This window comes from Bradyrhizobium sp. 45 (assembly GCF_023073155.1).
Lineage (GTDB): Bacteria > Pseudomonadota > Alphaproteobacteria > Rhizobiales > Xanthobacteraceae > Bradyrhizobium > Bradyrhizobium canariense_D.
In genome coordinates this window covers 26,956-46,118 of the sequence record NZ_JADPIX010000061.1, presented here as the reverse complement: position 1 = coordinate 46,118, position 19,163 = coordinate 26,956, and the positions used below count along the sequence as shown (strand labels likewise).

General features: G+C 61.1%; 16 protein-coding genes and 1 pseudogene. 12 read left to right on the top strand and 5 right to left on the bottom strand.

What is annotated here, in order from left to right; genetic code table 11:
• The first annotated feature begins 320 nt into the window (after positions 1 to 320).
• Positions 321 to 632, top strand: a complete 312-nt coding sequence (locus tag IVB42_RS11435; RefSeq protein WP_247297713.1) for a hypothetical protein — start codon at positions 321 to 323, stop codon at positions 630 to 632.
• 548 nt (positions 633 to 1,180) lie between these two features.
• Here IVB42_RS11435 and IVB42_RS11430 read toward each other — a convergent pair.
• Together IVB42_RS11430 and IVB42_RS11425 are read right to left on the bottom strand one after the other, a co-directional pair.
• Positions 1,181 to 1,447 carry a DUF3551 domain-containing protein gene (locus IVB42_RS11430; protein ID WP_247470178.1) on the bottom strand — a complete coding sequence of 89 codons (267 nt, stop codon included), beginning with the start codon at positions 1,445 to 1,447 and terminating at the stop codon, positions 1,181 to 1,183.
• Positions 1,448 to 1,821: 374 nt separating this feature from the next.
• The gene (locus tag IVB42_RS11425) at positions 1,822 to 2,094 is read right to left on the bottom strand and encodes a hypothetical protein (protein ID WP_247282202.1); all 273 of its coding nucleotides are present in this window, start codon (positions 2,092 to 2,094) and stop codon (positions 1,822 to 1,824) included.
• 527 nt (positions 2,095 to 2,621) lie between these two features.
• Here IVB42_RS11425 and IVB42_RS11420 point away from each other — a divergent pair.
• Together IVB42_RS11420 and IVB42_RS11415 are read left to right on the top strand one after the other, a co-directional pair.
• Complete coding sequence (locus IVB42_RS11420) at positions 2,622 to 2,789, top strand: hypothetical protein (protein ID WP_247470175.1); 168 nt, start codon at positions 2,622 to 2,624, stop codon at positions 2,787 to 2,789.
• Between the two features lie 110 nt (positions 2,790 to 2,899).
• Positions 2,900 to 3,118 (top strand): hypothetical protein, encoded by a 219-nt coding sequence (locus IVB42_RS11415; RefSeq protein WP_247470173.1) that lies wholly within the window; start codon positions 2,900 to 2,902, stop codon positions 3,116 to 3,118.
• A gap of 46 nt (positions 3,119 to 3,164) precedes the next feature.
• Here IVB42_RS11415 and IVB42_RS11410 read toward each other — a convergent pair whose 3' ends face one another.
• Positions 3,165 to 3,731 (bottom strand): MarR family transcriptional regulator, encoded by a 567-nt coding sequence (locus IVB42_RS11410; protein WP_247470171.1) that lies wholly within the window; start codon positions 3,729 to 3,731, stop codon positions 3,165 to 3,167.
• A gap of 725 nt (positions 3,732 to 4,456) precedes the next feature.
• Here IVB42_RS11410 and nadA point away from each other — a divergent pair.
• Genes nadA through nadC form a run of 3 tightly spaced genes read left to right on the top strand, consistent with a single transcriptional unit; the run spans position 4,457 to position 8,067 of the window.
• Positions 4,457 to 5,563: a quinolinate synthase NadA gene (nadA, locus tag IVB42_RS11405; protein WP_247470168.1), complete on the top strand. Its 1,107-nt coding sequence runs from the start codon at positions 4,457 to 4,459 to the stop codon at positions 5,561 to 5,563.
• Between the two features lie 9 nt (positions 5,564 to 5,572).
• Positions 5,573 to 7,177, top strand: coding sequence for an L-aspartate oxidase (locus IVB42_RS11400; RefSeq protein ID WP_247470167.1), 1,605 nt, complete (start codon positions 5,573 to 5,575; stop codon positions 7,175 to 7,177).
• Between the two features lie 11 nt (positions 7,178 to 7,188).
• Complete coding sequence (gene nadC, locus IVB42_RS11395) at positions 7,189 to 8,067, top strand: carboxylating nicotinate-nucleotide diphosphorylase (protein ID WP_247470165.1); 879 nt, start codon at positions 7,189 to 7,191, stop codon at positions 8,065 to 8,067.
• 189 nt (positions 8,068 to 8,256) lie between these two features.
• Here the strand turns inward: nadC and IVB42_RS11390 are convergent.
• A pseudogene (locus IVB42_RS11390) lies at positions 8,257 to 8,478 on the bottom strand (cell wall hydrolase); the annotation flags it as partial.
• An 848-nt stretch (positions 8,479 to 9,326) separates the two neighbouring features.
• Positions 9,327 to 10,505 (bottom strand): RHE_PE00001 family protein, encoded by a 1,179-nt coding sequence (locus tag IVB42_RS11385; RefSeq protein ID WP_247294263.1) that lies wholly within the window; start codon positions 10,503 to 10,505, stop codon positions 9,327 to 9,329.
• A gap of 2,282 nt (positions 10,506 to 12,787) precedes the next feature.
• On the opposite strand from IVB42_RS11385, the gene repA reads away from it, so the two are divergent.
• The 6 genes from repA to IVB42_RS11355 all read left to right on the top strand — a co-directional run bounded on the left by repA (position 12,788) and on the right by IVB42_RS11355 (position 19,104).
• Complete coding sequence (repA, locus tag IVB42_RS11380) at positions 12,788 to 13,990, top strand: plasmid partitioning protein RepA (RefSeq protein WP_026233724.1); 1,203 nt, start codon at positions 12,788 to 12,790, stop codon at positions 13,988 to 13,990.
• Positions 13,990 to 15,006 (top strand): plasmid partitioning protein RepB, encoded by a 1,017-nt coding sequence (gene repB / locus IVB42_RS11375; RefSeq protein ID WP_247470163.1) that lies wholly within the window; start codon positions 13,990 to 13,992, stop codon positions 15,004 to 15,006. The genes repA and repB overlap by 1 nt, the downstream gene beginning before the upstream one ends.
• A gap of 263 nt (positions 15,007 to 15,269) precedes the next feature.
• Positions 15,270 to 16,502, top strand: coding sequence for a plasmid replication protein RepC (gene repC, locus IVB42_RS11370; protein ID WP_247470161.1), 1,233 nt, complete (start codon positions 15,270 to 15,272; stop codon positions 16,500 to 16,502).
• 595 nt (positions 16,503 to 17,097) lie between these two features.
• Complete coding sequence (locus tag IVB42_RS11365) at positions 17,098 to 17,361, top strand: hypothetical protein (protein WP_247403380.1); 264 nt, start codon at positions 17,098 to 17,100, stop codon at positions 17,359 to 17,361.
• A gap of 451 nt (positions 17,362 to 17,812) precedes the next feature.
• Positions 17,813 to 18,379 (top strand): hypothetical protein, encoded by a 567-nt coding sequence (locus IVB42_RS11360; protein ID WP_247470159.1) that lies wholly within the window; start codon positions 17,813 to 17,815, stop codon positions 18,377 to 18,379.
• Entirely contained in the window at positions 18,376 to 19,104 is a 729-nt protein-coding gene (locus IVB42_RS11355) for a hypothetical protein (RefSeq protein ID WP_247470157.1), read from the top strand. The genes IVB42_RS11360 and IVB42_RS11355 overlap by 4 nt, the downstream gene beginning before the upstream one ends.
• Positions 19,105 to 19,163 lie beyond the last annotated feature (59 nt).

The window sequence follows — 19,163 nt, the reverse complement described above, 5'->3', positions numbered from 1 at the left end:
ATAAAACCGCCGCTGCCTGAACGGGTCAGATGCCGCCCTCGATACGAAGGCCATCCGTCAAAAGCGCGGGCGTCATCGTGCGGAGAAAATCGCGCTTACTCTTGTTTCGCCATTCCGCTCAACGCCAGGTTTCTATTGTTCTGGAAGCTCAGGGTGCCGGATATTCGGACCTTGTGCTGAAGCAGTGCCTTCGCCGCCGCGATCTGCTCCCGAGAACGGCGGAGCATCTCTCGTGTCATTTGGCTTGCCTCGTTAACATGGCCTGTGCACTTCTATTGCGACTGTACCGAAAGACTGCCTCGATTTAGGAGCCGAGTTTAGTGGGTTGGATCGCGAATTTGCTCCGTCGGCCGGATGTCGGCCTGCGGCCTGGGAACGGCGCACAAGTAGACCTAGAACCGCTATCCGAGCGCGGCGGCCGATGGCTGAAGTACAACCTGTTTCCCTTCCCGGGCGCGGTGTGGTCTGGCAAGCGCGGTTGCGTGGAGCTGGCCGAGGGCGACGTGATCGCACTGCATCTCGTGGTCGAGCGGTTGAAAGAGGCCGGGGTTCGAGTGAGGTTCTACGGGCGGCTTCGGCGCTGGGACGGCACGTCACCGGTCTGGACGTTGCTGGCACGCGGGAAGCAATGATCCGGCGACTGTCGCAGCGACACCGGCACCGCGCACGCTGCGGCCGGCCCCGCTCTTGGGCATTTTCTGCGTAATAAACAAGGCAGGTTTTAACTCGTCCTGCACTGCCCAATGCTGGTACCCTCAAACGTTTCCCAGTGTCACTTCATCTAGCTTGTTGTCGTCTACATGGGGCGCGAGGGCCCAGTCGCCTGCGGCCGCGCGCTACACCATCGGTTTCGGCGGCGAGCTTCATCGCCGGCACTGCCTCGCGCTCACGTCGTACTCGATGTCCATCGCACGCAATTATGGTCTCGGGTCGTAAACGATCACGCGTCGATGCAGAAATATGGAGCCCGGCCACGCACAGGTTTGACGCTGGTCTAAGGGTCGGGAAATCGCTCCTCTCTCATCGAGATAAGGTTACGCACTGAAGTCTTTTGGATATGTCTTGGGCAACTTGAAAACAAAGGTCTTGGCCTTGGGAAGAATATTGGTCGGTGTTGTCGAGGTCCGCAAAAGGGACAATCTCGACCAGGAATTGACAACGATCTCGTGGCGATCGCAGATCAGCGTGATTGTCCTGCCTGTCGCTGGAACGCGTAGATGGGATTCAGACCGCAATATGCGAGGGTGCCGGATGCGGTGGCCATGCATTGATCGTAGGTTGAGAACTGGCAGTTGCCAGGATATCCCAAGGTACGTCCCTGCAGGCAATAAACGTCCTGCCGAGCTGGGGGGATGTACGAACGAGCCCGCGGAGCGGCGGTCGAAGGTGATCCAAAGCAGACGAGCATGGGAAGTGCAAGCACAGCAATATAAAGAAGGTTGCGCATGATCTAGCCTCCGTGAAGTCTTGAGAGGATAGAGAGTGTAGAATTGACGCTTTGATCTTGGTCAATGGCAAAACGCTTAGTAGACGGTTTGAGCGATCGGTTTCAAAGTAAGTCTAAGCGTCAGGCACTCGGGTTTTGGAGCAGCTTTCCTGCGAGTTTTGCGGATGGAATGCATTTTTCAAGCGCGGTGGGGTTCGTGCGTTTGAAAAACCTAGGAGAATAGGCAATCCGAGCTTGAGAACTCCGCGCACGGCAATATGCCGATTTGGGACAGCCGCAAACCCGCGCGCTTATCAAGCACAAATCGCCGCACTACTGTCACCTCAATTTGTGCCGCTGAGCGTGCAGGGAAGCTTCGGCGGGCTCAAGCTCGTCTAGGCTCTCGTGATCGGCCTGATCCGGCGCAGCTGGGAATTGGCATATTCCTCGCGCTCACGCGTGAAGTGCTCTTGGTGCGCTTTGAAGCTCTCGACCCGCTTCTTGATCTCTTCGCGTTCGCTGCCGTCATACTCTGACGCGCTGAGGTCACCCCGCTCGACGGCTTCCTTCGGCAGAGACCGGGGCAGCTGGATCTCTAGCTTCAGCGATTTGGTGAATGCCATCGTTTCAGCGACCAGTGCGTCAAGTTCGTTCTTCCAATCGTGCATTAACGCCCCCATGCGGCACTGCTGTGCTGGCCAGCTAATTCATAATAATCTGAGCTGCGGCTATAAGCACCGAAGCCGTCGCATGTAGGCCAGTCCCAAATCGTGTTATTGCTGAAAAAGGCGGCCGACAATATTGCCGGCGGCCTTCCCGGGTTCAAAATGCCTATTCGTGAAAAAATGCGGTCCAGCCCCGGTGCGAGCGATCCTACACACAAAACGTCTCTCTTCATAGTTTTGCCGTTCAGAAACCTTAACGCGGGGCGATCCGGGTTTGCTCGAAAGGGGGGAGGCGTCCAGCCGCCTTGTTTCCAATTATGTGCAATCGGTCCGGACCTGTTTCGGCGTGGCTTGCATCAAAGCGCGTAATGGTGTTGCCTCGACGAGGTCAGCTATATCACGAGGACTGCAAGAGCCATGGTCTGGATGAATGGCGCTGTGAGCCCGGCCGTACATCGTGAACTGGACATTCGGGTTAGCGAGGGTTCTAAATGCCAGATTGTGTGATCGTTCGGGCCCATGGGAGGCAATTGGATGTCTTGCGCGAAGAGGCATCGCGCATTGCACGGGCTGCCAAAATCGACTGGTCGATTGAGCGCGCCGATGAGGGGGCACATTTTTGCTTTGAGAATGCCGAGGCGAAAAAGACGTTCGTCACCAGCTGCAAGCGCTTTGATATGCCGCACCGAGACGCTTAGAAACCAAGTTCGCGTGCGATGAGTCAAGCCAGTCCAGAACTCTGCGCCCCACGCGTAGAGCTCGGGCCGCATACCGAATCTATCTTGATCGGGACTTCCAGAAAAGCGGCATGAGCCCAGGATCGACCATCGTATGGGCCGGGATGGCAAATCTGCTCATTGACTTTGACATGAGCCAGTTAGGTTCGCCCTTACTTGCTGCTGCAACGTCTCACGAAGCGGATGTGACCGTGTCGTCGCAAAAAGTTGTTGGACCGGAGCACCTGGTAGATCGGCGCTCGTCGAACGCCGAGGCGGAATTGCAATGCGATGAGCCGATGGGCGGTTGATGATGACGGTGCCTGGACGTGCGTGGTACCCTCGCAAAGGCAACCATCAGCGATCCAACGAGCTTCCCTTCGTCGACCGAAGTCGTCCCCTGCCTCGGGTTGTCACCGCGCCAATATCCATGGAGGCCTTTAAACGAGCCCCGTCCAGCCGTCGCCTGAGCGCTGCAAATCGGCTGGACAGTTTGGTCAATTCCTCGACGCCAAGCTCACCGAACACAAATTGATCGAGTTCCTTCTGTTGTGCAGCGACGTTCGCGAGGCGCTTACAAGCCTTGTCCGTCAGTGACATGTGGACGACCCGACCATCCCTGATACAGGGCTTGCGCCGCAGAAATCCGGCTTTCTCCAGCGCCTTGGAATTTATTGTAATGAACGACGGGTCAACTTTCAGCAATTTTGCCACCGTGCTGACTGCAACATCCCCCTCGCTCGCCAGGTCTGTCACTGCCATCAAGATTGTCAATTGTGGTCCAGTGATGCCGATTGCCTTGGCCCGGACTTGAAGAAAATCCTCCAGACAGATGTTGAGGGATCGGACCTCCAACGTTAATCGCCGCACCAGCAGCTGAGTGTCAGCAGAGTCGTTCCCGACTTGCGTTGCTGGCTTGGTCAAATGCGGCGCCACCGGATGTTAGGCCCTATCCTCAGAGCTCGTTCGCACTGACAAGATTTCAATAGAGGATCTCTGCTCGTTGCAGCGATCCTGTGCAAGCATCACGCGCTCACCTGCGCCCACGATTTAAGAACGATTACTAGTGATTCGGATTACTGGCTTTTCGACGAGAAACTCGGGCCGCCGTTGGCGGCCGCGCCTAGCTGAGTTGCGAATGCTAGTAATCTCACCGAAATGCACGTTCAAAGGAAGATCTCGTTCCGTAGTCTCGCGCAGCGGCGCGGCGTTTCGCCCGCTTCGAAAGCGCCAATTCGAAGGTCTGTTGCCGGATCCCGGGCAACGGCTTCGAAATGGCTTCCATACTGAGCAGCTTTGGGGCGCAACCTCGCACAGGCGCTGCGGTGAAATTCATCGAAATTGATGGCCTGAACGCGGGATTCAAGCGCATTGCGCTGTCGCGTCTCGTGTCGCAGTTGCCGTCCACGAGCGCGTGTTACTGGACGGGTTATGCGACTTCACACTTTGCAGCCTGGTCGCCCCTTACAGGTTCAGTCGAGATCCAAAAATTCAACCGTGGAGCTCTTGGAGTAGTGTTAGTTGTCCTGGTCTAATTTACTCATTGAGCATATTTGAGCGCTGCTGAAATCGAACCCGGCCTCTCGGCCGGGTTTCTCAGGCTCCATATGTGCTCAAATTGAGCTTATTTAATATCTGCTGGAGGCTTCATGCCGATCTCTGGACTTTACGGCCCCGACAACTTTGCCAACCGGCCGCAGGGCCAAACCACCGCTGCGCCGCGTTCCGTCCCAGCGGGCTCGAGGCCCGCATTTCCGATGCCTTCGCTGGAATGGACGCCGGAGGTCGAGCGCGCCACCGCGCCGCTTTACGAGCGCGTCAAACATGTGATCCCGCCGATCGAATGGCCGCTGCTGGCGCCGACCATCAAGGCGATCAACGAGCTGAAGCGGGCGCGGGGTGCGGTGATCCTCGCGCACAATTACCAGGCGCCGGAGATCTTCCACTGCGTCGCCGACATCGGCGGCGATTCGCTCCAGCTCGCGGTCGAAGCCACCAGGGTGAAGGCCGGCATCATCGTCCAGTGCGGCGTGCACTTCATGGCGGAGACATCAAAGCTGCTCAATCCGGACAAGACGGTGCTGATCCCCGATACGCGCGCCGGCTGCTCGCTCGCCGCCAGCATCACCGGCGCCGACGTTCGCCTGCTCCGCGACAAATTTCCCGGCGTGCCTGTCGTTGCCTATGTCAACACCTCCGCGGAGGTGAAGGCCGAAGTCGATATCTGTTGCACGTCGTCGAACGCGGTGCAGGTGGTCGAGAGCTTGGGCGTGCCGAGCGTGATCTTCCTGCCCGACCGCTATCTCGCCACTTACGTGGCCTCGAAGACCGACGTGAAGATCATCGCCTGGAAGGGCGCCTGCGAGGTGCACGAGCGTTTCACTGGGGCCGAGCTGCGCAGCTATCGCGAGGCCGATCCCTCCGTACAGATCATCGCCCATCCCGAATGCCCGCCGGACGTGCTGGCCGAGGCCGACTTCACGGGCTCGACCGCGCACATGATCAACTGGGTGCGCGAGCGAAAGCCGCGGCGGCTGGTCATGATCACCGAATGCTCGATGGCCGACAATGTGCGGGCCGAGCTGCCTGACGTCGAAATGCTGCGCCCCTGCAACATCTGCCCGCACATGAAGCGCATCACCCTTGCCAACATTCTGGAGAGCCTGTTGACGCTCGGCGAGGAAGTGACGATCGATCCCGCCCTTGCAAACCGCGCGCGGCGATCTATCGAGCGGATGATCAATCTGGGGAATTGAGAGCGGAACATGCAAGATAACATCCACACTCTCACCCGCAGCGCCGACGATGTCGTCATCGTCGGCGGCGGTCTCGCCGGACTCTTTTGCGCGCTCAAGCTCGCGCGGCGGCCAGTAACATTGATCTCGGCCGCGCCACTTGGACAAGGCGCGTCGTCCGCCTGGGCGCAAGGCGGCATCGCCGCGGCCGTGGGTGAAGGCGATACGCCGGAAGCGCACGCCGCGGATACGGTTGCCGTTGGCGGCGGCATCGTCGACGAAGCTGTTGCACTGGGGGTCGCGCGCGAGGCCGCGCCGCGGATCCACGATCTGCTCACCTATGGCGTGCCGTTCGACCGCGATCTCGAAGGCAGGCTCGCAGTCGGGCGCGAGGCCGCACACTCGGCGCGGCGTATCGTGCATGTGCGTGGCGATGGCGCGGGCGCCGCCATGATCGCGGCGCTGAGCGATGCGGTGCGGCGCACGCCGTCGATCCGAGTGATCGAAGGCCTCGTCGCCGAAGCGCTGTTGACCGAGGACGGCGCCGTCACCGGCCTTCAGTTGCGCGAAGCCGACAATTTCGCCGCACGGCCGGTCCTGCTCGCCGCTAGGACGGTGGTGCTGGCCACGGGTGGCATCGGCCATCTCTATGCCGTCACCACCAATCCGCGCGAGGCTAGCGGATCCGGCCTTGCGATTGCTGCACGCGCAGGCGCGGTCATCGCGGATTCCGAGTTCGTGCAGTTTCACCCGACCGCCATCATGGTCGGCCGCGATCCCGCGCCGCTCGCCACCGAAGCGCTGCGCGGCGAAGGCGCGACACTAATCAACGGCCGTGGCGAGCGTTTCATGGCGGCGCGCCATCCGCTCGCTGAGCTCGCACCGCGCGACATCGTGGCCCGCGGCGTGTTCGCGGAGATCTCGGCCGGACGCGGCGCCTTCCTCGATGCGCGGCAGGCGCTGGGCGAACGTTTTGCCGACAGATTCCCGACTGTTCATGCAAGCTGCATCGCCGCTGGGATCGACCCCGCCACGCAGGTCATCCCGATCGCACCGGCGGCGCACTATCACATGGGGGGCATCGCAGTGGACGATCGCGGCCGCAGCTCGATCGACGGGCTCTGGGCCGGCGGCGAAGTGTCGTCTACCGGCGCGCATGGCGCGAACCGGCTTGCGTCGAACTCGCTGTTGGAGGCCGTGGTCTACGCCGCGCGCATCGCCGACGACATCGCCGGCCGCACCATTCCCTCGCCCGCCCGCCTTGCGGACGTGGCGACGCCGCGGGACGGCGCGGCGGATGCTGCGGCCGTGAAGCGGCTGCGGATGCTGATGAGCACGCATGTCGGCGTGATCCGCAATGGTGACGGGCTTGCGGACGCGGTTCGCAGCTTCGCCGCGCTCGAACGCGAGGCCACGAGCATCGCGGTCCGCAACATGGCAACGGCAGCCCTGCTCGTGGCGGCGTCAGCCTGGAACCGGCGCGAGAGCCGCGGCGCGCACTTCCGCTCCGACCATGCCGCGGACGTGCCCGCCCTCGCGCAACGCACCATGACGACGCTCGCAGCAGTGCGCGAGATCGCGGACAGCCTGAGCGAACGCCCGACACCGCGCACCGCGCAACCGATGATCGCCTGACGGAGTCTGCCATGATCACCCCGAATTCTCTGCTTTATCCCGACGCCTTCCTCTCCCCGCTCGCGATCGACGAGGCCGTGCTGCGCGCGCTCGATGAGGATCTCGGCCGCGCCGGCGACATCACCTCACTTGCGACGATCCCCGAAGCAACGAAGGCGCAAGCAATCCTGGTCGCGCGGCAGTCCGGCGTGATCGCCGGCTTGCCACTGGCGCTCGCCACCTTGCAGAAGCTTTCGCCCGACATCGAGATACGCGCACATGTTCGCGACGCCGCGCGCGTCGCCCGCGGGCAGCAGGTGCTGACGATCTCGGGGCCGGCACGTGCCATCCTTACGGCGGAGCGGACCGCGCTGAATTTCGTCGGCCGCCTGTCGGGCGTTGCAACACTCACCGCAGACTACGTTGCGCGCACCGAAGGCACCAGGATGCGGGTCTGCTGCACGCGAAAAACCACCCCTGGACTGCGCGCCTTGGAGAAATACGCGGTACGCTGCGGCGGCGGCTTCAATCACCGCTTCGGGCTCGACGACGCCATCCTAATCAAGGACAACCACATCGCGGTTGCCGGCGGCATCCGCCCCGTGCTGGAGCGCGCCCGCGCCCATGCCGGCCATCTCGTCAAGATCGAGATCGAGGTCGACACGCTGGCGCAGTTGCGCGAGGTGCTCGACACCGGCCTTGCCGACGCCGTGCTGCTCGACAACATGGACATTGCGACGCTGCGCGAAGCGGTCAGGCTCAACGAGGGACGCCTCAAGCTGGAGGCATCCGGCGGTGTCACCCTGGACTCGATCGCAGCCATCGCTGCGACCGGCGTCGACTACGCCTCATCCGGCGCGCTGACGCATTCGGCGCCGAATTTCGACTGCGCGCTGGATATCGAGGCCTGAGGAGGTCTTCTCCCTCTCCCCGTTCCTACGGGGCCGCAACGAGATTTGCTCGCGCCGAGAGGACTGGGGTGAGGGGCATCTCTCCACGTATTCGACTGTCGAAAGACCTGTACCCCCTCGCCCGCATCGCAAGAGCGATCTTACGTCTCCCGCAAGCGGGGAGACGTAAGAAAGGTTACCGCCGTTCGCTCACGCCATCTCGGCCGAGCTCTTCGCTTCCTCGGCGAGTTCGGGGGGAGTGCGGCGGTCTGTGCGGGATGCCCAGTTTGGTTCCTCGCTGGCGTCGCCCCAGGCGCAAGGCCGGTAGAAGGTGTGGACGGCGCTCGTGTCATCTTCTTCATCTCGGCCACCCAGGACGGACGCACCCACTAGGCGTGCCTGCGTCGACTTGCCGACCTCGGGCCAGATCTGGTCACCAGCATCGCCTTCCAAAGTTTCTGGCGTGCTTCCGCCTGCTTCAGCGGTTCGAGCGGCTGAATCGTCAGCGAGCGCGCAGCGTCGCGGGCCTGCGACCGATTGGGGATTGCGAGCGGCGGCGCGTGAACGGCTGAGGCGCCAGCGGAGAGGCGGTGTGCTAGTAGGCGGTCTCTCCAGGCATCAATGCGAAGATGCAGAGACCAGTGCCGAAGGACGCGAACCGCGCGCCCTTCGGACGGGTACGCAAACACACAAGTCGCTACGCGCACGCTACGCTTACGCCAGAAAAATCGAACCGCAGTACATCCGTGCGATTCGAGTCTTCTCGTGAGTATCTAATTTAGGTTGCTGGGGCGTTAATCGGCGTTGCGCGTGCAGCGCACGCAAGCGAACACAGGTGGTTCCACGCAGTGACCGCGTGCACTGGTAAACGCCGCTCATGGAAACGATTAAACATCCGGTCAACGTGAGTGGTGAAGGACCCTTGCACGCCCGTGTCATAAGGGGATTCGCTGTGTTTCCCACTGTCTCACCATTGTGGTGCGGCCACTCCCTCGACCTCGCATCGGTGTTCGCCAGGAATTTATGAAGGGTACCCGGAAGCCCGATCGTGACCGGCAGGCCCTTCATGATCTCGAAGAAGCACCACGAAGTCGGCGCTAGAGTGCTTCTCGAGCAGCGTGTGGATCCGCGTCAACTCCCTTCAATACCTGCGGCAGCGGCGATCCATCGATGCGTTGTGGGATCCCGTTTTCCGTGCTGCCTCACTGATGTTCTGCGGCGCACGAATGCTCGCCCATTACGCTCTTAGCACGGAATTCACGTTGCTTGCGGCTCGCGCTCTACAGGATGCCCCACGCGCGATAGCGTCCCCGGCCAGTCGTCTCGCGAAGGTCGAGTTCGGCGACGAGGTTTTGGGCCGCACGGGCCGTGATCCCAAGCTCCGCCGCGATCATGCCGGCCGAGACGATCGGCCGGGTCAGCACGTAGTCGAGGAGCGCCGGCAGTTTCGAAGTGGCGCGCCGGCCGGCGAGTTTTCGGGCGAGGAGGTTTCTGGTCATCAGCCAGCGGTCGTGGTCCTTTAGGCCGGCCTCGGCGGCGGCCGTCATCGCCTCGAGCTGCACAACCAGCCGCGCTGCGACGTCGCGTGCCCGCCGACGCTCACGCGAGATGCTTTTCAGCCCTCCATGCAGGCACAACAGATAGCAGCGTGTCTTGCCGCGGTCGCGCAACACGCTAGCTGCGAGCAGGCACCCTAGCCAAGGCGTGTGCTCGAGCGGTTCAATCGCGTCCCAGGCATCCGCGGCGATTGCAGCCGCCAGAGTCGGTGGCAGCTTGCGGGTCTCATCGACGACGGCGCGCCAGTCATCGAGGCGGCCGTCCTCGTCCCAGTCCGGATCGTAGACGAGCGAGTCCCGCTCTGGCCACGACCGAAGCTCGTCGGCGAGTCTGCGCTCCGCCTTGGCGTTAGCGGCGTCGACCGCGGCGAAGGCTGCGGCCAGATGGAGATCGGTGTTCATGACGCCAAGCGGTCCGTCGAAACCCACCGCGTCCCGCTCTGCGTCCTCGTTGAGCCCGAGACGTTCCTCGACCTCCTCTCGCTCGCGCCGGCCCCGAAGGTCAGCCAGTCCGGAAACCGACAGCGCCCAATTGGGCTTCGCGTCGGCAATGCGCCGACGGGCGCGCAGCACGGCGTGAGCCCGGGTCAACTCGTGGGTGGGGGCGCGAACGTCCATGCCGGCGTCGTGGAGCACGAGGTCATCGAGGTGGACAAGTTCGCCGTCAAGCCACAGAGTGGCGCAAGCCTCGGCGAAGTGCATTCGGCTGATCGCACCGTCACGGATTGGGCTTTTGGCCAGTCGCTCGTCGAGGCGGGCGGCGGCATCCTCGGCCGCGGCAAGCGGCCCCGCGAGCTGAGCCCAAGGCAGCGGATCGGCGATTTTGTAGCCGGAAGACAAGGCCTTGATAACCTTAAGAGGAAACGGCGAAACGGAACCTAACACACCTTTATGTTCCGTCATAGCGAGGCCTGTTCCCGCTCCCCTCTCGCTATCGATAAGCACGCCTTATCGATCGGGTGCGGCCGCAGTGCGATCAGCACTCGCAGCGCTGCAAATCACCAGCGCCACTTCAGATCAACCACAAATCGCCACTCGTGCCAACCCTGCCCTGTTCCGGACCAGCCGCTCCGGTGACTGTCCCCTCCCCCGGCAAAGCAGGCGCCCTCGAAAATCAGGCTGCGCGGAATGCAAGTTGAAGCGTAGGTAAAAACAGGTCCGGAAATTGACGCCCGCCGGACCGCCTTGCCCAAAGCGAGAAAGGCGTCGAGCGAGCCGTGCGGTCTCAGGCTGCACCGGGACTGCGGCAATGAGGATCAGGCTACCTAATCTTCGAGCGCCTCCGCGTGGCGCTGACCGAAAGATTTGTGCTGGCCACGGCAACCGCCCTCCCCACGGCCTGCGGCGACATCAGACGCGTTCCGATTTCCTGCAGGCGAGCCAATAGCTCGCGTGCCTCGTCTCAGTCGCTGATGAGCGCGATGAAGGGCGATGCGCCGATGAATCTCCTCATACGGGCCGTCGCGGAATCCTTTTGGTGGGCCGTCCGCCGCGGAGTTGCCCCCTTTGGCGCATATCCGGGCAGAACTGGACGCCGCGGTCGAGAAAAAACGACCTCGGCTCTCGAGCTCATGAGCGCGTGCCGGTGCACTGTTCGGGTGAGGCGGACCTTTTTCTAACACCGTCACTTTCCGCGCCATCGCTTCGGTCTGCGGATTCTCGATGTGCAAGGCGATGGCGTGCTCCTCTAGACGCCACCTCCCGGTCATTCGATAAACGGAATACGGGAGCAGGTCGCTGTTAGGACCGCCAAGGTCGCTGGCTTTCCAGTGACGGGCGGCCTCAGGTCGACGTGCGGCTCTTTGTGGTGCTGACTGGAACTACATGGTTAACGGCTGATAAACGCCTCCCCTATTCCTCCGTCCTTTCCGCTCCCCTACCCTGCCCTTTCCGTCTCCGGACACGGGCGCGCTTTGTTTCCATTGTTGCCGCCCTAGCTGACCTCGATCCGTCCCGGACGACCACAACCTCTCGATGCCCTCGCCCGCGCTTGCGTGGTTTCAAGACAACCGATCCGAGACCCGCTCGGGTAAACCCTCGGCGCGGTGCGACCTGGATGCTGGAAGGCGCCAAGGAGGCGGAGCTGAGGAAGCCTCCGCCGACTACATCTGCATTCGCCCTCGGCTGCGAGCGGGAAATGGGCTGCACCGCCGTTGATCCGCATTGTGGCCCGTTCCGCGAAGATGAAGAGATGCCGTTCCTTCCGAACTGGATTGGCCGAGACCGGTTTCGGCGAGACTGATCGCCCGACCGGCTCCGGTCTACCTCTTGCCCGTCGCGCCGCCATCCCTGCTGCTTTCTTAGTCCCGCCAGTCGCGTGGAGCGTGGGACCCAGCAACCCGGGATGGCACGGCGGATGATCCGCATAGGACACCCGCGAGGGATAACAGGTCCTCAACCCCGTGCCTATGCTCGAACGCCTGCCGCGCGAGGTCCACTGCTTCCGGGGTGTTGTGCCGCTTGGGAGCCGACCGTCCGCCAAGGCCCTTGATCGTCACGCTATGCGGGCTGACGTCGCGGTCCTGCTGTGCGAGCGCGACATGTTCGCAGCCGATGATCATGCGGCTTCGAGGGTGGAACGGCGGCTGGGAGCGCGCCGGCTTTAGCGGTGAAAGAGGGCACTTTCCCTCGCTGCAGCGCTCGCCGAGTCGGCTCGCCATTCCAATCCAGCACGCGACGAATCGGTGCAAACGCAAGCGCCCGCATCAGGTCATGCGCTGGACGACTTGCTCGTGACGGGTCGCGGGACTCTCGACCTGCCATCCTTCCGACCTGCCATCCTTCGCGTCTGCACGGTCTCGGCGCGGGCGCCGCGCAGCGGATGTTGCGTTGCGGCTGAGCGGAGCGCGCCAGGCTCAACGCTGAATTTTAAGCCGAATGGGGCGGTGATAGAGTTCGAGCGCGAGTCGATTGTGGGAACTGCGTCGGGAGAAAGTTGACCGCGGTCAACTTCTGTTTAAGAGCGGCGCCTTCGGAACCGCAGCAGCCGCGCAGTTACGTGCCGAGAGTTGACCGCGGTCAACTTTAGACCACCCGTTGCCGATTCGGCCTGTTAAGGATTGGTTTACCCTTTAACTGTTGCGAGACCGGCCAGAATCGGGCGTAATAGCCACGCTTTGCGCATGCCGTGTACCCGAAATTCGTAACTACGCGAGAAAGCCGTGGCCCTGAACGACCAACAAGCGATGGCGTCAATCACGCCTGGCGCGCCGCAGGCGATCCACGACACGATCGCGGCAGACGCGCGGGAACTGTCGGCGAAGCTGCACGCCCACCGAACGAAGCTGTTCCCGCCAAAAGCACGCAAGCATCTGCGCCGCTTTACATCTGGCGAAGTCGCTAAGCTCGTCGGCATTAATGACGGCTACCTCCGCCAATTGTCGCTGGAGGGCAGGGGCCCTCAGCCGGACACCAGCCCATCGGGTCGAAGGTCGTACACATTCGACGATATTCAAAGTCTTCGTGCTTATCTCGATGAATCCGGCAAGGGTGCGCGCCGATACCGACCGTATCGCGTCGCGGGCGAACAGTTGCAAGTCATTGGCGTCGTTAATTTCAAGGGAGGGTCGGGTAAGACCACGACCGCCGCGCATCTCGCCCAACATCTCACACTGCAGGGCTATCGAGTGCTCGCGATCGATCTGGATCCGCAGGCCTCGCTCTCCGCGCTGCACGGCTATCAGCCCGAGTTTGATGTCGAGGAAAACGGAACTCTGTACGGCGCCATCCGCTACGACGACGCGCGTCGCGAACTGAATGAGATCATTCGGCAGACTTACTTTTCGGGGCTCGACATCGTTCCCGGCAACATCGAACTGATGGAATTCGAACATGAAACCCCGAAAGCGCTAGCTGCGCGCCAGTCGGGTGACCCGCTGTTCTTCGCCCGCGTTGCCCGTGCCCTCGCCACGGTCCAGGACCGCTACGATATTGTCGTGATCGATTGTCCGCCTCAACTCGGATTTCTCACGCTTTCTGCGCTCTGCGCAGCAACGGCAATTCTGATCCCTGTGCATCCGCAAATGCTCGATGTCATGTCGATGTGCCAGTTTCTAATCATGACATCCGACCTTCTTGCCGTCGTGGCCAAAGCAGGCGGCAACATGAATTACGATTGGATGCGCTATCTCGTCACGCGTTATGAGCCCGGTGATGGACCGCAGGCCCAAATGGTCGGCTTTATGCGCTCGCTGTTTGGCGACCGCATGGTCACGAACATGATGCTGAAAAGTACGGCGATCTCGGACGCCGGCATCACGAAGCAAACGCTCTATGAGGTCAGCCGCGATCAGTTCACACGGGCTACCTACGACCGCGCCATGGAATCGCTAGACAGCGTCAATGGTGAAATCCAAAGCCTCATCCAGGCTGCGTGGGGGAGGGCCTAATGGGTCGAAAAAACCTGCTTGCGGACCTCATTGATGACAAGTTGACCGCGGTCAACGAACCCTCGTCAGGTGAGCCCAGCGACAATCGCAGACCAACCCAGCCAACACTTGGGTCGCGCGGAGCGGTCGGCGCCATGAGCCGTTCACTCGAGATGCTGTCCGCGGAGCGCGATGCCGCCAAGGCCTTGAGCGAGCAGCTCACCACCGGTCAAACCGTCGTCGAGATCGCCCCAGATTTGATCGACGCCTCGATCGTTCCCGATCGTATGACGAGCGTGGACGAGAAGCACTCTGCCCTCGTTGAATCGATCCGCGCCAATGGGCAGTTGGTTCCCATCCTCCTTCGCCCGCATCCTTCCAGCCCGGGCCGGTTTCAGATTGCCTATGGCCATCGTCGCGTTCGTGCGCTCGCCGAACTTGGCCGCCCTGCGCGGGCCGTGGTCCGCGATCTTAGCGACGAAGACCTGGTGGTGGCACAAGGTAAGGAGAATGGTGAGCGGGAGGATCTGTCCTTTATTGAGCGGGCAACTTACGCCGCCGCGCTCGAGGATCGTGGATTCAAGCGCGAGATCATCATGGCGGCGCTCAGCGTCGACAAGACGGAGCTCTCTCGCCTCATCACGGTCGCGCGAGCCCTTCCCCGCAGCCTACTCGATGCAATCGGGCCAGCGCCAAAAACCGGCCGCCGGCGCTGGATGGAGTTGGCAGAGCGGCTTGAAGGTCGCCACGACCAAAAGGTATTGGCCGACAGCGTTGCGAGCGATCGGTTTGTGCGCGCTACTTCCGATGAACGGTTCGCGATAGCTTTCGCCGCGCTCGCACCCCGCAAGCCCAAAGTTGCACGGCCGACAATCTGGGCGGACGACGGAGGCAAAAAGATCGTAAAGATTGAACGTCGCGCAGATCGCATCACGCTAGCTGTAGATGAAAAGGCCGCCCCTGCGTTTGGAGACTTTGTGATTTCGCGGCTGCCGGAACTCTACCGGGCATTTCTCGATGGAGGCACCGATGAGTGACATCGGGCGTCTTGCCGCTTTGGATATGGCGCTGCCTGGACCTCACACGGTCGGGCAGCGCGATGCGTACCCGCGTTTCCGTCCTCTCACCGTAGGAGCATAGCGGAAAAGAAAAAAGGCCCCCGGAACGTCTCCGTCCGAAAGCCTTCTCTCGTCACGTTTGGCGACTGACAGAGAATCACTTTCACGAATCGCAGTCAAGCGTCTTTAGCGACGGCACCGTTTTGGTGAGCGGATTTTCTTTGCCCGCATGAGGCAAAGACATGCAGTCACACTCCCCAACGACGCCCTTTGGGCGGCGATCGCTGACGCTTGCCCATGTGGCAAGCCAGATGGTCGCAACCGAACGTCCGCCCGAAAAGATCGTCCATAAGTGGAAGATCTTCCACGCCATCTGCACGGCACGGCCGCGCCTTGGCGTGTCGGAACGCTCGCTCTCGGTCTTGAACGCGCTCTTAACGTTCCATCCCGAGACCGCACTGACGGGGGCAGGCGATCTGATTGTCTTCCCGTCCAATCATCAACTCAGTCGGCGGGCGCACGGCATGCCAGCGTCAACGCTGCGACGTCACCTCTCCGTGCTGGTCGACGCGGGCCTGATCGTTCGGCGCGACAGTCCCAATGGCAAGCGGTATGCGCGGAAGGACAATGCCGGCGACATCGAGCTCGCCTTCGGCTTCGATCTGTCGCCGCTGGTCGTGCGCTCGGAGGAGTTCGAGAGCCTGGCAGCCGATATCGAAGCCGAGGCCCGCGCACTCAAGCTCGTACGAGAGCGCATCACGCTGTGCCGGCGCGACATTGCGAAGATGATTGCAACTGGCATCGAGGAAGCCGTTCCGACGCGAAGGGGAGGGCAGGGGCCTGCCGATTGGCAGGTTGTGCACGCCGCCTTCCGCGCGATCGTCGACCAGATTCCGCGCACGGCCACCCGCCAGCAGCTCGAGCCGATCGCCGACGAGTTGTCTCAGCTTGCCGACGACGTGCTCAATCTTCTGGAAGAACACATCAAATCCAAGAATCCGACCGCCAATGAGTCCCACCCTGAGCGCCACATACAGACTTCAAATCCAGATACCCCAATTGATCTTGAACCTGTCTTCCGAGAAGGCAGGGCGGCGGGAGCTGAGCCTAAACCTCAACCGTCGCGAGTCGGGGAGGGGGCCTATCCGTTGGGAATGGTCCTGAGTGCGTGTCCCGACATCGTCGATTATGCGAAGGGTGGGGTTTCGAACTGGCGCGATTTCCTCGCTACCGCGGCCGTTGTGCGATCGATGCTGGGCATCAGCCCGAGCGCCTGGGAGGAGGCGCAAAAAGTCATGGGCGAGGTGCCCGCAGCCATTGTCGTCGCGTGCATCCTGCAGCGCGGGACGGCGATCAATTCCGCCGGCGGTTATTTGCGCGGTCTGACGCGAAAAGCCGAGGTCGGCGAATTTTCGCTTGGCCCGATCCTGATGGCGCAGATCAATTCTCGCCGGCGAGACAAGCAGCGGGCGTGAGGCGATGAGGCGCCGCCCAAACCTTACGTTTCTCGTGGATCGAAGAGGCCAGTCCAACCGGCTGCTGCGGTGTCGACGCAAAGCTGTTCGCAGAGATCGTCATGGCAGAAACTCCCCCCAAATCCTCACTCTGTTTTTCCAGCCTCGTCATGGAGGCGCCGCTGAGCGGCTGATGGAGGTGGCGCGGTTCGCGGACGGGGGGCGAGCCCTGGGCCACTACTCCCGTTGGATGGGAGATGGTCGAGCACGCCGTTCTGGGACAACAGACATTTCCGTCTGGTGCAACTCAGACGGTCGCATCCAGCCGCAGCCGAGCAGCGACAGTCTTTTTGAGGAGCTTCTGGAGAGAGGCCAATGACGAGATGAGATCGGTGCCGCGATCGACGGACCGTTCCGCTCGATGCGAGTGGGTGCGGTTTTCCTTCGACGGCCGGCAGCCAGGCCGGCAACGTTCTCAACAGCACCAGTAGTATCGATCTACGTACAGCCTCGCAGAAGATCAAGATCTCCAAGGCGAGGCGAGTACCTGTCTATCTTAAGCGGGACGATGCGACGCCTCAAGGAACGCACTTCCTCTCCATCGGATAGGGCGGGATTGACCAGCAGCATCGTGCTTGGAATGACAGCCCTTTTTCAAATGGACATGTTCGAGGGAGGAGTGATCGATGCTGCGCCGCTGCACCAGGGCGCTGACCTCTTCCTGCCGCTGCTCGAGAAGTGGACAGCCATGGAAGACTATGAACCGGTCGACGGGCTAAACTTGGCCGAGGGATTGGCGCGATTTGGATCCCAGGACGCGTTGTCGGCGATCGAGCGGAGATTGAAGCAGGTGCTTGGTTTGAACGATATCGATCTCTAGATTCTGACACGGCAGCACACGTTGGGCATGCACTGACGACGTTGCGTGAAAGACAGCATCTTCTGCCGCTTTCATTTCTCGAGAGAGTGGTCGCCCGATGGTCCTACAGCGAGACATCCGGAGCCGTCTCTATGATCGCCGCGCACGGCACGCAAACCGCGCTAGATGTATTGCTGGAAATCCACACGGGCGCCACCATCTCGCTCAAGGGAGCGGTTATGGATTCGCTAGAAACGCTGGCGGGCCGGTTGGGCGTACGAATTCGGCTGACAAGCAAGGGCAGACTTGAATCAGCAACAATTGAAGTAGCGAGAATCGAAGATACTACTAGGAAGTGGGACGAACCTCCGCGTTAGTGGGCGCCACAAAGCAATACGTTCTAATCTTGATCCGAAGGCCCCTTGTGGTCTACTGTCCTTGGTCCTAGGACAACGGACGAGAGCGACTCCGTATGAAAAGTCAAGACGTTGTTATATTGCTGAAGCTCGTGAGCCTTGAGCAGGCCAAAAATGAGGGCGACCCGAATCTTGGGGAGGCTGCGCATAACGATGACCCGTACTCAGTACGCAGCCTGGAATCAGCCCTTGGTATCAGCAAGACAGAGGTCAATGCGTCGATTAACCGGAGCGTTTCGTCGGGCCTTGCGGTCAAAGATCGGGAAACCGGCCAGGCAAAGCCCAACCGCCGCGATCTCTATAATTTCGTGGTGCACGGATTGAAGTTCGTTTTCCCGGCTAAACCGGGTGCGATGACCCGGGGCATCCCCACCGCCTTTGCGGCCGCCCCGCTTAAAAATCTTCTGATCAGCGCAGGAGAGTACATTTACGTCTGGCCGTACGCCAAAGGCAAGGACATGGGGCAGGCGGTAGACCCGCTGTTTAAAAGCGTACCCCAGGCCATTCAAAAAGACGATCGCCTGTACGAGTATCTGGCCCTTATCGATGGTGTCAGGCTTGGACATCAAAGGGAGGCTGGGCTCGCGGCCGAGCGTTTATCGGAAAGGCTTCTCAGAAAATGACCACCGTTAAAGGCCAGTTGCTTCATATGTTGCAAACGGTCGCGCAGTCTTTAGGAGATGAACTGCGCGAGCGGCTGGTGTTTGTTGGCGGTTGCACAACAGCCCTTTTCATTACGGACGAGATCGTGCTCGAAGGCGTTCGGGCAACCGATGACGTTGATCTGATCGTTGATCTCGTCGGACATGCGCAATGGGCTCAACTGCAAGACGAGTTGCGTCAGAAGGGGTTCGTGGAATCTCCGGAAGACGAGGTCATTTGCCGCATGCGGCTCGGCGACCTCAAAGTCGATTTCATGCCGGATGATGAAAGCATTCTCGGCTTTAGCAATCGCTGGTACGCCAAAGGCATCGAGACGGCGGTCACGTGTCACCTGAACGAGAGATTGAACATCAAGCGCCTCACGCCGGAACTGTTCGTGGCGACAAAGTTGGAAGCATATCTCGGCCGCGGCAACGACGATCTCCTAGGCAGCCGTGACATCGAGGACATCCTTCTCGTCGTTGACGGGCGAGAGGAACTCGTGGCTGAAATCCAAAACGCAGACGATGATGTTCGCTGGTACATTGCAGAGAAGTTCAAAGCGCTCTTAGATCATGAGGATTTTGATCATTTTCTCGACGGCAATATCAAGGGACCTGAAGGCCGGGTCGATATTGTACGAGAGCGCTTTGTCGCCATAAGCCAGAGCGATGCTGGCGAGCAAGAGGGGAATGGAGATCAATAGGCGCAGTGAGCAAGGAAAGAGGACGCGCGATAACCCGGATTGCGGCGGAGTCGGAGTGC

Coding starts and splice junctions, on each gene's coding strand:
- repB (WP_247470163.1), top strand. CDS start 13,990: ATGGGTCGAAAAAACCTGCTTGCGGACCTCATTGATGACAAGTTGACC.
- IVB42_RS11430 (WP_247470178.1), bottom strand. CDS start 1,447: ATGCGCAACCTTCTTTATATTGCTGTGCTTGCACTTCCCATGCTCGTC.
- IVB42_RS11400 (WP_247470167.1), top strand. CDS start 5,573: ATGCAAGATAACATCCACACTCTCACCCGCAGCGCCGACGATGTCGTC.
- IVB42_RS11385 (WP_247294263.1), bottom strand. CDS start 10,505: ATGACGGAACATAAAGGTGTGTTAGGTTCCGTTTCGCCGTTTCCTCTT.
- IVB42_RS11360 (WP_247470159.1), top strand. CDS start 17,813: ATGAAAAGTCAAGACGTTGTTATATTGCTGAAGCTCGTGAGCCTTGAG.
- IVB42_RS11355 (WP_247470157.1), top strand. CDS start 18,376: ATGACCACCGTTAAAGGCCAGTTGCTTCATATGTTGCAAACGGTCGCG.
- IVB42_RS11425 (WP_247282202.1), bottom strand. CDS start 2,094: ATGCACGATTGGAAGAACGAACTTGACGCACTGGTCGCTGAAACGATG.
- nadA (WP_247470168.1), top strand. CDS start 4,457: ATGCCGATCTCTGGACTTTACGGCCCCGACAACTTTGCCAACCGGCCG.
- nadC (WP_247470165.1), top strand. CDS start 7,189: ATGATCACCCCGAATTCTCTGCTTTATCCCGACGCCTTCCTCTCCCCG.
- IVB42_RS11415 (WP_247470173.1), top strand. CDS start 2,900: ATGAGCCCAGGATCGACCATCGTATGGGCCGGGATGGCAAATCTGCTC.
- repA (WP_026233724.1), top strand. CDS start 12,788: ATGGCGTCAATCACGCCTGGCGCGCCGCAGGCGATCCACGACACGATC.
- repC (WP_247470161.1), top strand. CDS start 15,270: ATGCAGTCACACTCCCCAACGACGCCCTTTGGGCGGCGATCGCTGACG.